This window comes from Candidatus Ozemobacteraceae bacterium (assembly GCA_035373905.1).
Classification (GTDB): domain Bacteria; phylum Muiribacteriota; class Ozemobacteria; order Ozemobacterales; family Ozemobacteraceae; genus MWAR01.
The window spans coordinates 1-17,616 of record DAOSOK010000012.1 but is presented as its reverse complement, the minus strand read 5'-3'; the positions used below and the strand labels follow the sequence as shown (position 1 = coordinate 17,616).

The 17,616-nt window shown below is 61.4% G+C and carries 17 protein-coding genes; 10 read left to right on the top strand and 7 right to left on the bottom strand.

All coding sequences use genetic code 11. The features are described from left to right. Positions 1–10: 10 nt before the first annotated feature. The 4 genes from PLU72_07535 (at position 11) to PLU72_07520 (ending at position 4,555) form a co-directional block, all read left to right on the top strand. Positions 11–646 carry a hypothetical protein gene (locus tag PLU72_07535; protein ID HOT28026.1) on the top strand — a complete coding sequence of 212 codons (636 nt, stop codon included), beginning with the start codon at positions 11–13 and terminating at the stop codon, positions 644–646. A gap of 44 nt (positions 647–690) precedes the next feature. Continuing rightward, the gene (locus PLU72_07530; protein HOT28025.1) at positions 691–1,713 is read left to right on the top strand and encodes an ATP-binding protein; all 1,023 of its coding nucleotides are present in this window, start codon (positions 691–693) and stop codon (positions 1,711–1,713) included. A gap of 92 nt (positions 1,714–1,805) precedes the next feature. Next, entirely contained in the window at positions 1,806–3,044 is a 1,239-nt protein-coding gene (locus tag PLU72_07525) for a serine hydrolase (GenBank protein ID HOT28024.1), read from the top strand. Between the two features lie 134 nt (positions 3,045–3,178). Further along, the gene (locus PLU72_07520; protein HOT28023.1) at positions 3,179–4,555 is read left to right on the top strand and encodes a hypothetical protein; all 1,377 of its coding nucleotides are present in this window, start codon (positions 3,179–3,181) and stop codon (positions 4,553–4,555) included. Between the two features lie 97 nt (positions 4,556–4,652). Here PLU72_07520 and PLU72_07515 read toward each other — a convergent pair whose 3' ends face one another. The 5 genes from PLU72_07515 to PLU72_07495 form a co-directional block, all read right to left on the bottom strand. Further along, positions 4,653–4,862 carry a hypothetical protein gene (locus tag PLU72_07515; protein HOT28022.1) on the bottom strand — a complete coding sequence of 70 codons (210 nt, stop codon included), beginning with the start codon at positions 4,860–4,862 and terminating at the stop codon, positions 4,653–4,655. After that, a complete protein-coding gene (locus PLU72_07510; protein ID HOT28021.1) occupies positions 4,859–5,908 on the bottom strand; it encodes a hypothetical protein in 1,050 nt (349 codons plus the stop codon). Before PLU72_07510 ends, PLU72_07515 begins: the two co-directional genes overlap by 4 nt. A gap of 26 nt (positions 5,909–5,934) precedes the next feature. Then, positions 5,935–7,491: a lysine--tRNA ligase gene (gene lysS, locus PLU72_07505; protein HOT28020.1), complete on the bottom strand. Its 1,557-nt coding sequence runs from the start codon at positions 7,489–7,491 to the stop codon at positions 5,935–5,937. A 111-nt stretch (positions 7,492–7,602) separates the two neighbouring features. Continuing rightward, positions 7,603–7,803, bottom strand: coding sequence for a cold shock domain-containing protein (locus tag PLU72_07500; protein HOT28019.1), 201 nt, complete (start codon positions 7,801–7,803; stop codon positions 7,603–7,605). Positions 7,804–7,995: 192 nt separating this feature from the next. After that, the gene (locus PLU72_07495; GenBank protein HOT28018.1) at positions 7,996–8,838 is read right to left on the bottom strand and encodes an MBL fold metallo-hydrolase; all 843 of its coding nucleotides are present in this window, start codon (positions 8,836–8,838) and stop codon (positions 7,996–7,998) included. Positions 8,839–9,263: 425 nt separating this feature from the next. Here PLU72_07495 and PLU72_07490 point away from each other — a divergent pair, with 425 nt between their 5' ends. The 6 genes from PLU72_07490 to PLU72_07465 all read left to right on the top strand — a co-directional run bounded on the left by PLU72_07490 (position 9,264) and on the right by PLU72_07465 (position 15,770). Continuing rightward, a complete protein-coding gene (locus tag PLU72_07490; protein HOT28017.1) occupies positions 9,264–11,093 on the top strand; it encodes an ABC transporter ATP-binding protein in 1,830 nt (609 codons plus the stop codon). Positions 11,094–11,243: 150 nt separating this feature from the next. Then, positions 11,244–13,022, top strand: coding sequence for an ABC transporter ATP-binding protein (locus PLU72_07485; protein ID HOT28016.1), 1,779 nt, complete (start codon positions 11,244–11,246; stop codon positions 13,020–13,022). A 128-nt stretch (positions 13,023–13,150) separates the two neighbouring features. Further along, complete coding sequence (locus PLU72_07480; GenBank protein HOT28015.1) at positions 13,151–13,405, top strand: type II toxin-antitoxin system HicA family toxin; 255 nt, start codon at positions 13,151–13,153, stop codon at positions 13,403–13,405. After that, positions 13,402–13,737: a type II toxin-antitoxin system HicB family antitoxin gene (locus PLU72_07475; GenBank protein HOT28014.1), complete on the top strand. Its 336-nt coding sequence runs from the start codon at positions 13,402–13,404 to the stop codon at positions 13,735–13,737. Before PLU72_07480 ends, PLU72_07475 begins: the two co-directional genes overlap by 4 nt. After that, a complete protein-coding gene (locus PLU72_07470; protein ID HOT28013.1) occupies positions 13,715–13,975 on the top strand; it encodes a DUF2442 domain-containing protein in 261 nt (86 codons plus the stop codon). The genes PLU72_07475 and PLU72_07470 overlap by 23 nt, the downstream gene beginning before the upstream one ends. 88 nt (positions 13,976–14,063) lie before the next feature. After that, positions 14,064–15,770, top strand: a complete 1,707-nt coding sequence (locus PLU72_07465; protein ID HOT28012.1) for an adenylate/guanylate cyclase domain-containing protein — start codon at positions 14,064–14,066, stop codon at positions 15,768–15,770. A 171-nt stretch (positions 15,771–15,941) separates the two neighbouring features. On the opposite strand, the gene PLU72_07460 is transcribed toward PLU72_07465, so the two are convergent. Both PLU72_07460 and PLU72_07455 read right to left on the bottom strand, forming a co-directional pair. Then, complete coding sequence (locus tag PLU72_07460) at positions 15,942–16,970, bottom strand: glycerophosphodiester phosphodiesterase family protein (GenBank protein ID HOT28011.1); 1,029 nt, start codon at positions 16,968–16,970, stop codon at positions 15,942–15,944. A 244-nt stretch (positions 16,971–17,214) separates the two neighbouring features. Next, positions 17,215–17,571, bottom strand: a complete 357-nt coding sequence (locus PLU72_07455) for an Ig-like domain-containing protein (protein ID HOT28010.1) — start codon at positions 17,569–17,571, stop codon at positions 17,215–17,217. Between the last annotated feature and the right edge of the window lie 45 nt (positions 17,572–17,616).

The following is a 17,616-nucleotide window of genomic DNA, read 5'->3' as shown; positions in this document are numbered from 1 at the left end:
AAAAGCAGACATGGGAAAGAAAACGAAACCGGCAGACGCGATCCTCTTTCGAAGAGTGGTCGTTCCCGGCATTCTGATGTTTCTGCTGAATCATTTCTGGTTCGGATTCGAGCTTGTTCACCCGTATCCTGTGCCGATTATCATCTCGGGAATCAGCCTCGCCGTTTTCCATACCATCTACTTCGCATTGACGTGTGCCACCACCTGCGACAGGAGATACCCGATTTCGTCACTCACCAGGAATGATCTGTACAGACTTCGGCAGATCGAACCCGGCGATGTGCTGGCGAACATCGTCGTCTACGTGCTGTTCGCGTTTGTCGCCTCCACCTGCGTGAACGGACTGGTTCCCATCAAAACGGTCGGACACGACACGACCGTCCTCGACATCAAGGAGCATCGTTCGTCGTCGCGAAACGGCAGGGGATCGTCAGAAACCTATACGCTCGACGTCGCATCCTGGTTGAAAAAGGGCGAAACAATTTCCCTTTCCATCGACCGCACGACAGCTCTGAAGCTGAATCACAACGCTCCGATCCACATCGAGACGAAAATCGGCCTGCTGGGCCTGGAATTTTACCGAAAGCGACACCAGACCTTCACCTTTCAGAAAGGATATCTCCCGCCGTTCAGGCAGCCGGATTGATCTTTTTCTGCATGTGATAGAATCAACGCTGCAGGTGCAAACACATGAATGACATCAGAGACGTCAGCAGGGCGCGCGAGATCTTCGACAAGCTCGTTTCGGAGGGCCTCGCAGGCATCCAGGAGTTCATCGACAACCGCAAGTCGGAAGAACTGTTCCTCGACTTCAAGCGCTCCAGCGACAACGGCCGCGGACGCAAGCTGTCCGATCACGACCGCGACAATTTCGGCAAGGCCCTGTCCGGGTTCGCGAACGCCGAAGGCGGCGTGATCGTCTGGGGAATCGACTGCCGCTCGTCCCCGCACGGCGACGTCGCCTCGAGCATGATCCCCATCTCAGACCCCCTGAAGTTCCTGAGCCTGCTGCAGGGCGCCGTCTCGGGCCTGACCATCCCGCCGGTTCCGAACGTGAGCCTTCATGCGATCATCGACCCGTATACCGAAGAGGGATTCGTCGTGTCGCTCATTCCCCAGAGCGACCTCGCTCCGCACCAGGTCGTGCGCAAACTCCAGTATTACATGCGGGCCGGCTCCGACTTCATGCCGGTCCCGCACGCCATTCTCGCCGGCATGTTCGGGAAGCGGCCCCAGCCTCGCATCGTCCACCGGAAACTGTTCGGCAGAACCCTGATCAAGGGCGATTTCGTCGAGTGCAACCTGTCGATCCTGCTCAACAATATCGGCCGCGGCATCGGCCGGGATATATTTATATCAGGAAATATCGAGTCTCCCGGGCCGAACTGCTCGGTGCAGATGATGCCGGGCGAGTCCAGCGAATGGACCGGCAGGGTCTCGTTCGAAACCCACGTGGTATTGATTTCCCAGAGCGAGTTTCGCATTCCACCCGGGGCCTACTCCTCTCCCCTCTCCCTCAGTATTGCGCTCAAACCGCCCTTCGAAAGCCCCTTCGTCTTCAGGGGGAGTTACGGGTGCGACGGCGATTCGGTCCACGAGATCCTGATCGAAACGTCCCCCGACGAGATCCACAAGGCGTACATGCGATGTCAGGTGTCCCGCCCGTCGACCGACCTGACCGACGTCGCGCCCCTGGTCTTCGGTCCGGAATAGCGGTCGGCCGTATTTCAGACACAGGCGATTCCCGCGGGCCAGGCACAGGCGTTCGCGCCGGCGGCGCAAAAAACAAATACATGAGGATATATATGTACAACCATATCCATGTCCCGTTCCGCATTCTCGGTGCGGCGCTGTGCCTGATGACGTTTTTGTTCATCCCCATTTCGGGCCTTCACGCCGCGGAGGCCGGAGGCCGGGAGACGGCATTTTTCCACGCGTATTTCGCCGGGGAGATCAGGGACCACAAGGCGGCGATCGCCGAAAGCCTCCTCGCGCTGGCTCCCCCGGAGAAACTCGACGAGATTCGCTCGTTGTATGCCGGTGCGCTGGGCGAACTGAAGGAAGCGGTCGGTCGCGACGGGGGATACGACCTGATTTTCGCAAAAGGCAAGGCGCCGGCGCGCATCCGCATCGGCCCGGACGGCAAGGTCGACATGCTCTGGTTCGGCCAATGGAGCCTGTTCACCGACGATCCCTCGACGCTGGCTGCCGAGTTCGCCAAGCTTTCCGGGAAGGTCTCCGTCACCGTGCGCCGCGACGATCGGGAGAATCTCGTCTCGATCGATTCCGACACGCCGCTCGCCGTCGGTTCGGCATTCAAACTGTATGTTCTGAAAGCCCTCGTGCGGGCCGTGGCCGCGGGAAACATGAGGCCCGACACGGTCGTTTCGCTGCGGCCGGAGTGGCAAAGCCTCCCGACCGGCGTCACCCAGGACTGGCCGGCCGGCACGCCCGTCACGCTCGCGACGCTCGCCAACCTGATGATCTCGATCAGCGACAACACCGCCACCGACCATCTCATCCACACGCTTGGCCGGGAGGCGGTCGAAGCCATAGCCCCGGAGCGCATGCGCCCGTTCCTGACCACGTTCGATCTGTTCCGCCTCAAATACTCCAACGATACGGCCCGCGCCGAGCGGTTCGCGAAAGCCGACGTCGCAACCCGGCGCGCCATGCTCGCGGAACTGGGAACCGCTCCCGTCAGCATCGCCGACATCCGCACGACCCCATTCCATGTCGATACGATCGAGTGGCATGCCACGACCGACGAACTGTGCCGCGTCCTCTTCGAACTGCGAGAGCATCCCGCCGTCGGCATCAATCCCGGTCTCGTCCGGAAAAACCAGTGGCGCCGGGTCGCGTTCAAGGGCGGTTCGGAACCGGGCGTCCTCAATTACACGATTTCGCTTCAGAAAGCCCAGGCATCGCCGACCTACGTTCTCTCGGCCACGATCAACGACACCGCGCACGAGGTCAATACCGCGAGTTTCACGGAACTGGTCACCCGGCTGATCAGCCTGATCGAAGACGGCCGCCTGAAATGACCCGCTAGAGCGACACGCTGGCGATACGCCCGCGATGCGTTTCCAAAACGTCCGGCATTTCTTCGGGTTGAACTCTGGACGTACCCCCGTTCGGTCCTTATAATTTCTGTATAACCTGAAGGCGGGGAGACATTATGCAGCTTCGGCCATCGCATCAACGGCCGCTCTTACGACTCGTTCTGACCCTCGCGGTACTGTGTTGCCTCGCGGCGCCGGCCGTTGCCGGGGTGACGTTTTATTACGAGAAGGTGACGACCGACGCCTGGGGCAACGAGATCGGCTACCAGACCGTGCTCGTCACCAGCATCGACCAGCTTCCCGTCGGCAGCCCCTGGCGCGCGTATTTCAGCAACCAGGTCGGCGGCCGCAACCTGTGGGACTACACGCAGGTCATCGCGGGCAGTCTGAGCAAGCCGCTCACGATGACCATCAGCGACCGCAACCAGATTTCCTCCTCCTACCGCTCGACGACGGGCTACAACATCAAGCTGTATCGCCACGTCACCCAGTATTCTTCCGACGACAGCAAGAAGTTCGTCTACCTGCACGAACTGGGCCACGTTGCGATGCTCAACGCCTACGGCGGCAGCTACACGTTCAGCGGTCTGAACTACGGCTCCGACAACATCCACACCCTCGACGAGATTCTCCCCAATTCGAACACCGCCTGGGTCGAAGGCTGGGCGAACGCGTTCGGCGCCCTCAAGAACGGCGGCAAGGTGTTCTCGCTCTCGTTCGACAACGACACAACCACGGCGTTCCTCATCGACAACACGTTCGAGCAGATGACCCGCAACGAGCTGTTCGTCGGAAAGATGTTGTATGACGTCATGATGACGTTCCCCGGCGGCCGCGACAAGGTTTACAACCTGCTCTCCACCTCCGGGCCGCACGCCTCGCTGCGCGACTTCTGCCGCGCCTACGTAAAGACCTACCCCGCCGACCAGGTCGCCCTCGCGAAGCTGCTCGACAAGATCGGCTACAGCAAGGCCTCCCTCGACGAGATGCTCGATTACCTGAACGGCGGATCGCGCACCGTAACTCGGGAGTTCTACGCGTATCTGCAGCAGCGCGGCTCGATCGCCGGCGGCTCGACCACGGGTTCCACCACATCGACCCAGACGACGTCGACGAAGAAGTCGTTCTGGTCACGCATCTCCGACTTCTTCTCCGGCCTGTTCGGAAGTCGCAGCTCCGCCCCGGCGGTCGCCGCGACTCCCCAGCCTTCCGTCACGGTCGGATCGAACGCGCAGAACGGCCAGGTCTACACCTCCTATTCATCCGATACGACGCTGGCGCCGGTCGCCCCCGGCGAAACCCCGAACGCCCCTCGCGAAGACTCGGCCCACAAGCTTTCCGCCGCCCAGGAAGAATACTTCGCCGCCTTCGCCGCCTACAACGAGGCACTCAGCCGCCGCCCGGCCGACCCCGCCGCCGTCAGGACCGCTCTTGAACGGTTCAAGGCCGCCAAGGCCGCTCTCACCAGCCTCAAAAACTCGATCGGCCAGTAATTCGGAAGCCATCGACGAACCGGCCCCGCCTTTCGGCGGGGCCGGTTCTCGTTTTCACCCATCATTTCAAGAGGCAGGGCGGGTTTGTAACCCGCCCCTACGCATGTTTGGGGGCTGCGTCTTTCTGGGGGTCGTCCTTCTCCTCGCCTTTTCCGGCGCCGAAGCGGACGAGGAGGCCGGCGACGAGGCCGAAGAGGGCGATGCCGCCCAGCCATTCGAGCCAGCGCAGGCCCAGGGTGCGCCGGAATGCGGCCATGATCATGGTCAGCGCGACGCCGACCGTGCTGAACGCGAAAAACCAGGTCATTTGCCCTTCTCCAATTCCTTCTGCCAGCCCCGAACCAGCGGCCACGCCGGAATCAGCTCGAGCGCTGCGCTGAACGAGTCGCGGGCGCGATCTTTCAGGCCGGCCCCGGCCTGCAGGACGCCCACGTTGGCCCAGCCGAAGGCCGTCGCGAAGTTCGGGGCCTGCCGCACGAGTCGTTCGAGGCGGCCGAGGGCAATCGCGCTCTCCGGCTCCCGCGCCGCGGCCAGCACGGCACGATTCATCGTCATCCCGTCCCTGAACACGTTCAGAGGCACAGCGAAGGACGGCCTGCCGTCGCCGAACGAGATCTCGACCGTATCACTCGCGGCGCCCATCGCCTCGTCGACCGCCTTGATCGCCTCGTCGAGCGCCGGGGCCGGCCGTTCCGCGGCAATGCAGGCCCGGAGCTTTCCGAGAGCGGACCGAAGAGAACCGTCGAAAGCGACGTCCGGCATCCACAGATGAAGCACACGAGAGCCGGCTTTCAGCACCGGTTGAAACACGAGCGCTTCCGGCATCAGGACAGCTATATTTTTATCGGTATATAACGCAAGGTTTCGGCCGATCGGAAGGGGGGCTTTCACGGCGGCGACTTCGCCCATCATGACCTGGCGCATTGCCGGCGCATACGTCGCCGTGCCCTCGATCTTCCGGCGGATCGCGTCGGCGTCGGGCCTGGCCAGCATCTCCAGTTCGATCCACCCGTCGAATGGAATGGTCAGGCCCCTTGCGGAATGTCTCGTGCTCCAGAGTTGCCCGGCCGGCAGCGCCGCGGCCGTCCTGCGGCCGCCGCGGCCTTCGACGGGCTTCGGCCAGTGGATCTCGGCGGCGAGCTCCTGCAACGGCACATCCAGTGCGCGCAGATTCGCGTCGATGCCGATCTCGCCTTTTGCCGGGTCCCAGTCGGACACCCGGACTTCGAGGGCGTGCCACGCGGGCAGCCGCACGTCGGGCGTCACCGCGGCCGCGGGGGCGGCGCAGGCTCCCGCAAACGCCACCGCCAGCGCGGCGGAGATTCCCAAGGTCTTCAGCAGGCTCATCGGCATGGTTCGTCCTCCGGAAATCGGGATGTTCAGGCCTTATCGGACGTTTCGCTCTCTTCGGCCTTCGGCTTGTTGTCGGTGCGGCGCAGCGTCGGGAAGAGGATGACGTCGCGGATCGACGCCGAGTCGGTCAGCACCATCACGAGCCGGTCGATGCCAATTCCCAGGCCGCCGGCCGGGGGCATGCCGTACCGCAGGGCGTTCACGTAATCCTCGTCCATCTGGTGGGCTTCGTCGTCGCCGCCGGCCCGCTGCCGGAGCTGGTCTTCGAAGCGCATGCGCTGCTCTTCGGGGTCGTTCAACTCTGAGAATGCGTTCGCGTTTTCGCGGCCGGCGATGAACATCTCGAACCGGTCGACCTTCGTCGGGTCCTGGGCGTTGGCCTTGGCCAGCGGCGAGGTTTCCTTCGGGTACTCGATCACGAACGTCGGGTTCATCAGCGTCGACTCGATCTTCTCCTCGAAGATCTTGACGATCAGCTTGGCGCTGGTATCGGTCGGCTCGATGTAGATCCCGAGCTCTTTCGCCTTGGCCGCCGCCAGCTCGCGCGGGCAGTTGAAATCGAGTTCGGGGCAGTTGGCGACCTCGCGCACCGCATCGACCATCTTCAGCCGCTTCCAGGGCCGGCTGAAATCGAGCGTTTTCCCCTGGTAGGGCACTTTCAGGTCGGGGAAGAACTGCTTCGTCACCTCGACCACGAGCGATTCCGTCAGCTCGATCATCGTTTCCATGTCGCCGTAGGCGTGGTAGGTCTCCATCATGGTGAACTCGGGATTGTGCTTGATCGAGATGCCCTCGTTGCGGAAACTGCGGTTGATCTCGTACACCCGCTCGAAGCCGCCCACCAGCAGCCGCTTCAGATACAGCTCCGGGGCGATGCGCAGGAAGAGGTCCATGTCGAGGGCGTTGTGGTGCGTCACGAACGGCCGGGCCGCCGCGCCGCCCGCGATCGGGTGCATCATCGGCGTCTCGACTTCGAGGTAGCTGCGGGCGTTCATGAACTCGCGGATGCTCTGCACGATGCGGCTCCGCTTGATGAACGTGTCGCGCACCTCGGGGTTCGCGATCAGGTCGACGTACCGCTGGCGGTACCGCTGTTCGACGTCGGTCAGGCCGTGGAACTTCTCGGGCGGCGGGTTCACCGACTTCGACAGCACGGTGATCGCGGTCACGCGCAGGGTGACCTCGCCGGTGCGGGTGCGGAACATCATGCCCTCGACGCCGATGATGTCGCCGGCGTACAGCCGCTTGAGGAGCGCGAACTCCTTCTCGCTCAGCACGTCTTTCCGGAAGTAGAGCTGGAGGCGCCCCTTCATGTCGGCCAGGTGGCCGAACGCGGTTTTCCCCTGCTCGCGCTTGGCGACCAGGCGGCCGGCAACCTTGACCGGACCCCACTCGAAATGCTCGGCCGGGCCGTTGGCTTTCTCGGCGGCATCGAACGCGGCTTTCGCCGTTTCGGTATCGTGCGTCCGGTCATAGCGGTGGCCAAACGGCTCGATGCCCTCGCTCCGGAGGTTGTTGATCACGTCGAGTCTCTGCTGCTGAACGATATTCAGGTCGAGATTGCTGCTGGAGGGTGCGTCCATGTTCGTGCTTCCTTCGTGATGCCGCCCGCATTCCGCGGGGAAACGTCGTTTGAATGAAACGGGGGCGAAGCGGCCGATGCCGTCGCCCCCGAACTGCTCTGCGTTACGTGCTCAGATCTTGCGGACGTTCACGGCCTGGGGGCCCTTGGGGCCTTCCTCGACCTCGAACTCGACCGTCTGGCCTTCTTCCAGCGAGCGATACCCGTCGCCGGTGATCTGCTTGTAGTGGACGAAGATGTCCTTGCCGCCGCCGTTGTTTTCGATGAAACCGAAGCCTTTGGCGTTGTTGAACCATTTTACGCGACTCTGCATGACTCTACTCCTTCAGTACTGTGTTGCTTGGTCTGGAATGACTATGCCACGTCTCGGATGGTGTCCGGGGAAGGCGCGAGCAGAATATCATACGCCCGCCCCGTTTGCAAGCATGGGCATTTCGCGTCCCTCGAAAATACCTCTCAATGCCCATCCGGGAAATCGCAGGGGCGTTTCGTGAAACGCCTCTATCTACAGGGAGAGCTCGGCGCCTTCCATGCAGCCGAAGCAGTCGATCTTCGCGCCAGCCCGGGCGATCTGCGCCCTGCAGACTTCGACACACCGGTCCATGTCGTCGTCCGTGCGATCGGGGTCGTGGTGAAACAGCCCGAATCGCTTGACACCGGCGTCGATCGCGATCTGCGTCGCCTCGGCGAACGTCGAATGGCCCCACCCGCGGGTGATCTTGATCTCCTCGTCGGTGTACTGGGCGTCGTGGACGAACAGGTCGGCGCCCCGGCAGAAATTCACGTAGTCATCCCTTTTCAGGCCGCCTTCGTGGGGAAACGCGGGTTCGTTGTCGGTCAGGAACACGAAACTCTTTCCGTTTCGCGTCAGCTTGAACCCGTATCCCCCGTTCGGATGGCTCAACTCGATGGCCGAGAACTCGATCCCTCCGATGCTGCGGCCCTGGAGTCCGTTGCTCTCGAAGTGAAACGCGGCCTTCATCAGGCTGAAATCGACCGGAAAATACGGCGCCGTCATCTGGTGGCTCAGGTATTTCTTCAGGGAGCTCTGCGCGCTCGGCCCGCCATAGACATAAATATTATATTTTTTGAGATATGCTGGCGTGAAGAACGGAAAGCCGGTCAGGTGGTCCCAGTGCGAGTGGGTCAGCAGCAGGAAGATGTCCGAAAGTTCCCCCTCTTTGAGGAGTTGCTTGCCCAGGGACCTGATGCCCGAGCCGGCATCGATGATCACGATACCGCCGCCCAGCGGCCGCACCTCGACACAGGTGGTGTTCCCACCATACCTCAGAGTATTAGGGCCGGGCGCCGGAATGGATCCCCTGCATCCCCAGAACCTGATCTTCACCTCTCTACCTCCGCCCCTGGCGTCTGCGCAGGCTCCATTTCTCTCCCTGGCAGCGCATGTTCAGCCAGACTCCTGGTGTCTCTTCGGAAAGAGTATCAGACTTTGTTTCCACCCGCAAATGTTTCGTCGAATCACGAGGAGGCGCATGAGATACGCCTGGTATGCTTGAAAAACAACGAACCAGACACCGAGACTGCTTCACCACGAAGGCACAAAGGCACGAAAGAAGGACCGTCGCTCATTTTGTGTTTGTGTGGCTTTGTGGTGAAGCGGGTTCTGGAGCTCCGTGACGCAGCGGATGCGAATAACGATGCGTTCGCTCTGACTGACAGGGAACTGGTTTGACAAGAGCCGGTTGCGGGCGGTATCTTTGCGCGCCGCATCCTGAGCGGATCACGGGAATCCGATCGTGGAAGGAAGATGTTTTGAGCAGACCAGGGTCACCGGAAACCGTTTCCGGCACTTCGACGCCGCTATCCTCGACGCGACGGCTGGCGTTCGACCTGCTCTGGGAGTTCAAGCGGCCGTTCCTGCTCGCCATCGTTTCCCTGGCGTTGGTCGATGCATTCGACATCACGCCGCCCCTCCTGATCAAGGCGGCCATCGACGGTCTCGAAAAGGGCACAGACGCCGCCCTCATCTGGAAACTGGGCGGGCTGTATGCCCTCGTTACCATTGGTCAGGCCCTCGGCAGATACATCTGGCGGCAGTATTTCATCGGAACAAGCTACGCCGTCGCTTTCGAACTGCGGACGCGCCTGTACACCCATCTTCAATCCCTCTCGTTCAGCTACTTCACCCGCACGAAGACTGGCGAGCTGATGTCGCGCCTGACGAACGACATCGACGAGGTGCGCCAGATGTTCGGCATCGGGCTGCTCCTCATCATGGACACCCTGTTCTACTTCCTCTGGATCCCCGCGATCATGTTCTGGCTCTCCCCGTCGCTTTCGCTGTACGTTCTCGCTCCCGCCCCTCTCATCCCGTTCTTCGTCGTCCTCGTCGGCCGTCGGATCCACGCACGGTCGGCCCAGGTCCAGAAGCGGCTGGCCGACCTTTCCTCCCACGCACAGGAAGCGGTAGCCGGCATCCGCGTCATCAAGGGATTCAGGCGCGAGACGGCTCAGGAGACCCTGTTCGCGGACATCAGCCGCGGGCTGCTCGCCAACCAGCTGAAACTGGCCCGCCTCGAGGCCATCTTCCACCCTGCCCTCGAGCTGGCGATGGGCCTCGGCATCTTCCTGCTGATCTGGGCCGGCGGCCGCCAGGTGCTCGACGGCACGATCACGCTCGGCTCGTTCGTCGCGTTCCAGGCATACATTCTCAAGCTGGTCTGGCCGATGACGGCGCTCGGCATGGCGATCAACATCGCCCAGCGCGGCATGGCTTCCCTCGCCTGCAGTCGGGAGATCCTCGACGAACAGCCGGAGATCGCCGGCCCCGAAGAATCCGGAAAGCCGGTTCCTCCTGGCGCCATCGAAGTCCGGAATCTCACCTTCTCCTTTCCCGGCTGTGACGAGCCGGTCCTGCGGGATATCACCCTGAAGGTCGGGCCCGGAGAGACGCTCGGCATCGTCGGCCCGGTCGGAAGCGGGAAAACGACGCTTCTCAACCTCGTCATGCGCCTTCTCGACACCCCACCCGGCACCGTCTTCATCGGCGGGAGGGACATACGAGAGATTCCCCTGCCGGCATTGCGAGGTACATTCGGCGTCGTGCCGCAGGATGCGTTCCTCTTTTCCGAGTCGGTGCTGGAAAATATAGCATTCGGCATGAAAGACAAAACCGATCTTTCGCGTGCCCGCGAATGCGCCCGAATCGCCCGTATCCTTCCCGAGATCGAGGCGCTTCCGAAGGGCTTCGAGACCCTCCTCGGCGAACGCGGCGTGAATCTTTCCGGAGGCCAGAAACAACGTCTGACCCTCGTCCGGGCCCTTGCCGCCGATCCGTCCGTGCTGGTTCTCGACGACACGACCAGCGCCGTCGACGCCGACACCGAGGAGCAGATCAGGCGCGAGCTCAAAACCGCCCGCGCCGGCCGAACGACCCTCATCGTGTCGCACCGCCTCGCCTCGGTTCAGGATGCTGATCTCATCATCCATCTCGACCGCGGCCGCATCATCGAGCGCGGTACCCACACCGAACTCCTCGCAGCCAACGGAGAGTATGCCCGCCTCTGGCACAGGCAGCAGCTCATCAATCAATACGAACGTCTGCCGACAGGCGAAGTTCGAAGTTTGAAGGGTGAAGTTTGAAAAAGCAACCAACAACCCACAGGGACGCTTCGCGAAGCGCCCGACGCGATCGCCCAACGAATTCCCCTGCCTTTATTCTCGAGATCATCTGCGGGATCTGCGCAATCTGCGGATTCGTTCCTTCTTCTCGTGGCAAACTCGAGGCAAGCCATGCGTGATTCTTTCGTGCAGGACGACGAACTGGTCGGCTCGGTGTACGATGCGCGGCTGATGCGCAGGCTGCTGCCGTATGTACGGCCGCACCTTGCTCCGGCTGTCGCTGCGATTCTCCTCGTGTTTCTCGGGATGGGCATGTTTCTCGTGAATCCATGGGTGCTCGGCCGGGTTGTCGACCTCGGCATCAAATCCGGCGATGCAGTCGCCGTCACGCGGCTGGCGCTCGTCTACGGGGTGCTCGAGCTGCTGATTTTCCTTGCCGCCTGCGGCCAGAATTATCTGCTGCAGTATGTCGGTCAGAACGTGATGCTCGAACTCCGCACCCGCCTGTTCGGACATCTCCAGCGGCTGCCCATCCGCTTCTTCGACCGCAATCCCGTCGGCCGGCTGGTGACGCGCGTGACGAACGATGTCACGGCGCTCGGCGAGCTATTTTCCTCGGGGCTGGTCGTCGTCCTGGGCGATTTCGTCGTTCTCGTCGGCATCGCGATCGCCATGCTGCTGCTCGAGCCGGTGCTCGGCCTCGCCACGCTCGCGACCGTTCCCCTGCTGATCGCATCGGCCGTGTATTTTCAGTCCCGCATACGCACCGCGTACCGCCTCGTCCGGCAGCGGATCGCGCGTCTCAACGCAACGCTGGCCGAAAACATTTCGGGAATGAAAATCATCCAGATGTACCGTCGCGAACCGGAACGGGCCGCCGGCTTCGTCGCCCTCAATGCCGGCCACCGAGACGCCCAGCTCGAGTCGCTCTTCCATCACGCGGTCTTCTCGCCCGTCGTGACGTTGATCAACGGCCTGACGATCGTCATCGTCCTCCTGCTCGGCGGCTCGATGGTGCGAAACGGCCAGATCACCGTCGGCATCCTGGTCAGCTTCCTGGCCTATGCCCAGTTTTTCTTCTTCCCGATCCGCAACATCAGCGAGAAGGTGACGCTGTTCCAGAGCGCCATGGCGGCGGCCGAGCGGGTCTTCGCCCTCATGGACGAACAGGAGGAACAGGCCATCATCGAAGGTTCAGCCCCGAAACGCTGGCGCGGCGAGATCGTGTTCGACCGGGTCACGTTTGGCTACGAGCCGGGCAGGCCGGTGCTGCACGACGTCAGTTTCCGGGTCGCGCCCGGCGAGTCGGTCGCCATCGTCGGCCACACGGGGGCTGGCAAGACCACGATCGCTTCCCTTCTCCAGCGCTTCTACGAGATCGATTCCGGCTCGATCACGATCGACGGCATCGAGCTCCGCACCATCTCCAAGGACGCGCTGCGCCGCGGCATCGGCGTCATCCAGCAGGATGTGTTCATCTTTTCCGGCAGTGCCGTCGAGAACATCCGCCTCTGGGACGAAGCACGCAGCGAAGCGGAAGTGGCCGTCCATGCAGAACGGGTCAGGGCCGCCGGGTTCCTGCGCGCGCTGCCGGGCGGTTTCGGCGGCGAGCTGTACGAGCGCGGCGCGAACCTCTCGACCGGCCAGCGCCAGCTCCTGGCTTTCGCCCGCGCCCTGTGCGCCGACCCGCCGATTCTGGTCCTCGACGAGGCCACCTCGGCCGTCGACACCGAGACCGAGAAATCAATACAGGCTGCTATAGAAACCATGGCGAAGGATCGCACCTGCCTCATCATCGCCCACCGCCTCTCGACGATCCGCCACTGCCGTCGCATCCTGGTCATGCACGACGGCCGCCTCGTCGAAGAAGGCACGCACGACGACCTCCTCGCCAAAGGCGGCCGCTACGCCCGCCTCCACGAAATCCAGTTCACATCAGATTCTCGCTGATGCGCTGCAGGGGCTGGTTTCAAACCAGCCCCTACGCCAGATATGTCGAGGAAAGGTATCGCCGAAACCTATAACCGACAAATCATGAAGCACTTGCGCTGATAGCATTTTCTGATATCATTTAGATTGTGAAACGAAAAAACGCCAAAACGCTCCAGGCGATTTTTTCCCGGCCTGTATCGGCAAATATCCACTGGAGTGATATCGAAGCCCTCTTTCGCGAGCTAGGGGCAGAGATCGAGGAACGCGAGGGCAGTCGAATTGCCGTCATTCTTTTCGACGAGGTGCGGGTGTTCCATCGCCCGCACCCCGAGCCTGTTACGGACAAAGGAGCCGTGGCCTGTGTCAGGCGATGGCTTGAAGAGCACGGAGTAATGCCATGAATCTGATGACTGTTGATGGGCACATTGCGAAGATCGAATATGATCCCGACCGTGATATGTTCCGGGGTGAAATCCTCGGCCTGAACGGAGGGGCTGATTTCTGGGGGAGAAACCCGGAAGAGCTCCGGAGGGAGTTTCGGCTTTCCCTTTCCATTTTCCTCGATACCTGCCGACGGAAAGGCATCGAACCGTATAGAAAATATTCAGGCCGGCTTCTCCTCCGCATTCCACCGGAACTTCACGCCCGCGCCATCGCAACAGCCGAAGCTGCCGGCAAAAGCCTGAACGCCTGGCTGAGAGAAATCATGGATGAAGCAACCAAAGCAGCCTGACCGGCCTCATGCCATCAAAGCGTGGGTCGACAAGAGAATGGTCTTCATCGAACTGACCGACGGGCGGATCATCGGCTTTCCAGCTGCCCGGTTCCAACTGTTGAAAGATGCGTCTGACGAGGATCTGGCCCAGGTCGGCATCCGCTTGAGCGGCCATGCTCTCCGGTGGGAAAAAATCGACGAAGACATCACCGTGGCCGGCATTGTCGCCGGGAATTTTCAACTGCCTCCGGCATGAATCCCTTCCCCTGAGGAAATCTTCTTTTCGGTTCGGTGATGTGGTAACCTCGCAAGAGATAAAAAACTCTCGAGAGGCTTTCCGGACGATGGCCAGACTGATTGTTTTGATGCCGAACGGGCAGCGGCTGGTGTACGAGATCGAGAAGGTGGCGACGGTCGGGCGACTGCCCGAGAACGCGATCGCGATTCCCGAGCCGCACATCTCGAAAACCCACTGCCGCATCACGCTCCAGGGCGACGGATACGTCATCGAGGATCTCGGCTCTCGAAACGGCACCCTGCTGAACGGCATTCGCCTCACGGTGCCGACCCGGCTTCAGAACGGTGCGCGTTTTTCGCTCGGCGGCACCGAATGCATCTTCCTGATCGAAGACCGCCGGGCCGTAGCGGCTCCGGGAGACGCCACGCTTTCCGACCGGTCAACCAGGGGCGGACCGATCGCGGTGCCGGATTCCGCCGCCCCCCCGAAGCTCGACAGCCAGCACGCGATGCAGGCCGTTTTCACCCCGAAACAACCCGGCATGGTCCAGGGGCGCATCGCCGTCGAGTCGAAAACCTTCCAGCCTGAGCGGGAAATCACGGACGTCGAGTTCCTGCGACGTGACTACGAGAAACTGCGCATCGCCCACGAGCTGATGCAGGCGGTCGGCCACGAGATCGATCTCGACCGCATTCTCGACCGCATCCTCGAGTGCGTGTTCGACATGCTGCCGGCGAATCGCGGCGTAGTGCTTCTCTACGAGGCCAACGGCCGGCTCGTGCCGCGCGCCAGCCGCATGCGCAAGGAGCGACCCGACGAGGAGTTCATGATCTCGACCTCGATGGTGAAGCGCATCGAGGAGGAACGCATCGGCATTCTGCTGCTCGACGCGGCCGACGACCCGCGGTTCCAGAACGCCCAGTCGGTGATCGCCCAGGGAATCCGCAGCGCCATGGCCGTGCCCCTGCTCTACAAGGACGCGCTGCTCGGCATCGTGATCATCGATTCACAACTCGTCACGCACGCCTTTTCCGAAAAGGATCTGCAAATCCTCTCGACGCTGGCGAACCAGGCGGCCCTGCTCGTCGCCAACGCCGGGCTGGCCCGCAAGAACGAGGAGGCGGCCGCCACGCGCGCCCGGCTCCAGCGCATGTTCTCGCCCGTCATCGCCGAGTACGTCGCGAGCGGCAGGCTCGAGGTCAGGCAGGGCGGCGTGCCGATGCGCGCCACGATGCTGTTTTCCGACATCCGCAACTTCACCTCGATGTCGGAAAAGATGGACGCGGGCGAGATCGTCTCGCTGCTGAACGGGTATTTCGAACGGATGGTCGACGTCGTCTTCTCGTTCGACGGCACCCTCGACAAGTTTGTCGGCGACGGCATGATCGCCCTGTTCGGCGCCCCCGTCACCCGGCCCGACGACGCCGTGCGCGCGGTGCGCACCGCCCTGCGCATGCAGGAGGCGCTCGACCGGTTCAATGCCGAACGCGAGCGCGCCGGCAAGATGCCACTCAGGATCGGCATCGGCATCAACACCGGCGATGTCGTCGCCGGCTACATCGGCAGCTCGAAAGCCCTCCAGTATACCGTCATCGGCTCGCCGGTGAACCTCGCGAGCCGACTCTGCTCGCTCGCCCGCGACGAAAACCGCATCGTCATCAGCGAATCGACCTGGAACGAGGTGCACGCCGCCTTCGAAACCCGCGAACTCGAGCCCGTCCCCATCAAGGGCATCTCCGAGCCGGTCCGCACCTTCGCCGTCGTCGCCGAAAAGCCCGCCGACACCCCACCGTCCCTCCCCGCCGCCCTGTGATATATATTCCCAATTATCCGTAGGGGCGGGTTTCAAACCCGCCCCGTCGTGCCTGATATGTCGAAAAAGACATCGCACCACAGAGTCACAGAGACACAGAGAGTGAAATTTTTTTAGAACTCTGTGTCTCAGCGTCTCAGTGGTGCGTTGTTTTCCGGGAGGTTGACTGCGTCAATCCTTCCAGGAGGCGACGATGTCGCGGAGAAGGTCGGGGCGGTTCGTCATGATGCCGTGCACGCCGAGCTTGATGATGTCGCGCATCTCCTCAGGTTTGTCGAGCGTCCAGGCGATGACGCCCTCGACCGGCGGCTCGACCTTGTTGAAATTGTGGATGCGCGCCAGCTTCCTATCATATTTAATGATTTTTTTGAAGATGGAATACCCGTTGATCGTCGCGACCGGCCGCCCGATGGCCCCCCAGCCCAGCTTCAGATCGATGGCCCCAGCGACGGTCGAGAACTTCTTCGAATTGAGAATCAGAACCGCCGGCAGTTCCTGGTCGTGAAGGATCGTCAGATCGCTCTCGATGGCGATCATCGCGGAAAGAATATCGTGATACGGCGACATGAGAACGACGCGCCCCTCGAGGCCACGCTCGCGAACGGCCTTTGCAACACGTTCGACGAGCGGCTTCACGAACTGCACCTTCCCTTCGGGAATCTTGATGTCGAAGAAGACACGCTTGATCCGGTCTTCGCCGGCCACCCAGGCACAGAGTTCCTCGATCGTCGGAATGCGCGCCGAAAGCTTGTCTTTCGTTCCGAGCTTGTTGGTCCGCAGCGTGTAGCCATAGTTCGCGCGTAGCTCCGCAAGCGTCAGTTCGGGAACCGGCTTTCGCATCGCGTTTCGAAGATTCGGGTTGAAGGGCCGTGCATACAACCCCTGCTTACCTGCCTGTCTGAACAGGGCAACCGTCGAGTTCGGGCTCCAGTCGTGCCACAACACGACCTCGCCGTCCTTCGTCAGGGAAAGATCCGTCTCGATCGCGTTCGCGCCGAGTTCGACCGCCCTTTTGAACCCGTCGATCGTGTTCTCGACGGCATTCAGCGGCGCCCCCATGTGCCCGATGATCAGAAACTCCTCGCCGGGCTTCGCCACGCGCAGATCCTCCGCCGATGAAACAGCCACCGTTGCGATGGTCGATGCAACAAGCAAGAACATGGCGGCACTCCAGCGGATGATCGAGCTTCTCCGTTTCATGGTCTGCGTCCTCAAAAGCCGAATTTCGTGTCCATTGCTTCTGATTATACTCCCTGCCACCGGGGGTAACAGAAACCCGTACGCCAACGGGATTTCGCCGCGTCAGACATTTCTGGGTGCAGACGATGAGGAGGGGGGAAAAGACCACCAGGACTGCCGGATGCCAATTCAATATCGGTGCCTTTCTCAGCATTCGACATTTCCGTCACGCATCGAACAAAAGCGTTGATACATTTTGAATTATTCAATACGTTCCAAAATTCCAATCGGTTGTGGTGAGATAACCAGCAAAATAATTTCCTGCTGTATCCCGCAGGCAGTTGCCATCGATCAGCACAGCATAGTCTCGATTAACACCAAGATTGTTCGTCGGATTGATCGTCACCGTATTGCCGACAATCGTGACCCTCGGCGATGGCAACGTGAACGATTCAAAAATGACCGGAGAGCCAAACCCAGATGTTCTCCAGATTTCGATGACGCCTGTCCCTGCAACGACATTTTCGCTCATCGTCAGAACGAGGTTTGCGTTGGTATTTACATTCATCTTCCCATCGACGGGATTGAGCGAGGAAACCGACGGGAAGGTATTATGGTTCATCCGAATCTTGCGTACTTTTCACGACAACTTGAAAAAGTGGACACG

Excerpts from the sequence above, each read along its gene's own strand:
- PLU72_07535 (HOT28026.1), top strand. The coding sequence starts at position 11 with ATGGGAAAGAAAACGAAACCGGCAGACGCGATCCTCTTTCGAAGAGTG.
- PLU72_07525 (HOT28024.1), top strand. The coding sequence starts at position 1,806 with ATGTACAACCATATCCATGTCCCGTTCCGCATTCTCGGTGCGGCGCTG.
- PLU72_07485 (HOT28016.1), top strand. The coding sequence starts at position 11,244 with ATGCGTGATTCTTTCGTGCAGGACGACGAACTGGTCGGCTCGGTGTAC.
- PLU72_07460 (HOT28011.1), bottom strand. The coding sequence starts at position 16,970 with ATGAAACGGAGAAGCTCGATCATCCGCTGGAGTGCCGCCATGTTCTTG.
- PLU72_07530 (HOT28025.1), top strand. The coding sequence starts at position 691 with ATGAATGACATCAGAGACGTCAGCAGGGCGCGCGAGATCTTCGACAAG.
- PLU72_07510 (HOT28021.1), bottom strand. The coding sequence starts at position 5,908 with ATGCCGATGAGCCTGCTGAAGACCTTGGGAATCTCCGCCGCGCTGGCG.
- lysS (HOT28020.1), bottom strand. The coding sequence starts at position 7,491 with ATGGACGCACCCTCCAGCAGCAATCTCGACCTGAATATCGTTCAGCAG.
- PLU72_07475 (HOT28014.1), top strand. The coding sequence starts at position 13,402 with ATGAATCTGATGACTGTTGATGGGCACATTGCGAAGATCGAATATGAT.
- PLU72_07515 (HOT28022.1), bottom strand. The coding sequence starts at position 4,862 with ATGACCTGGTTTTTCGCGTTCAGCACGGTCGGCGTCGCGCTGACCATG.
- PLU72_07500 (HOT28019.1), bottom strand. The coding sequence starts at position 7,803 with ATGCAGAGTCGCGTAAAATGGTTCAACAACGCCAAAGGCTTCGGTTTC.
- PLU72_07520 (HOT28023.1), top strand. The coding sequence starts at position 3,179 with ATGCAGCTTCGGCCATCGCATCAACGGCCGCTCTTACGACTCGTTCTG.
- PLU72_07470 (HOT28013.1), top strand. The coding sequence starts at position 13,715 with ATGAAGCAACCAAAGCAGCCTGACCGGCCTCATGCCATCAAAGCGTGG.
- PLU72_07465 (HOT28012.1), top strand. The coding sequence starts at position 14,064 with ATGGCCAGACTGATTGTTTTGATGCCGAACGGGCAGCGGCTGGTGTAC.
- PLU72_07455 (HOT28010.1), bottom strand. The coding sequence starts at position 17,571 with ATGAACCATAATACCTTCCCGTCGGTTTCCTCGCTCAATCCCGTCGAT.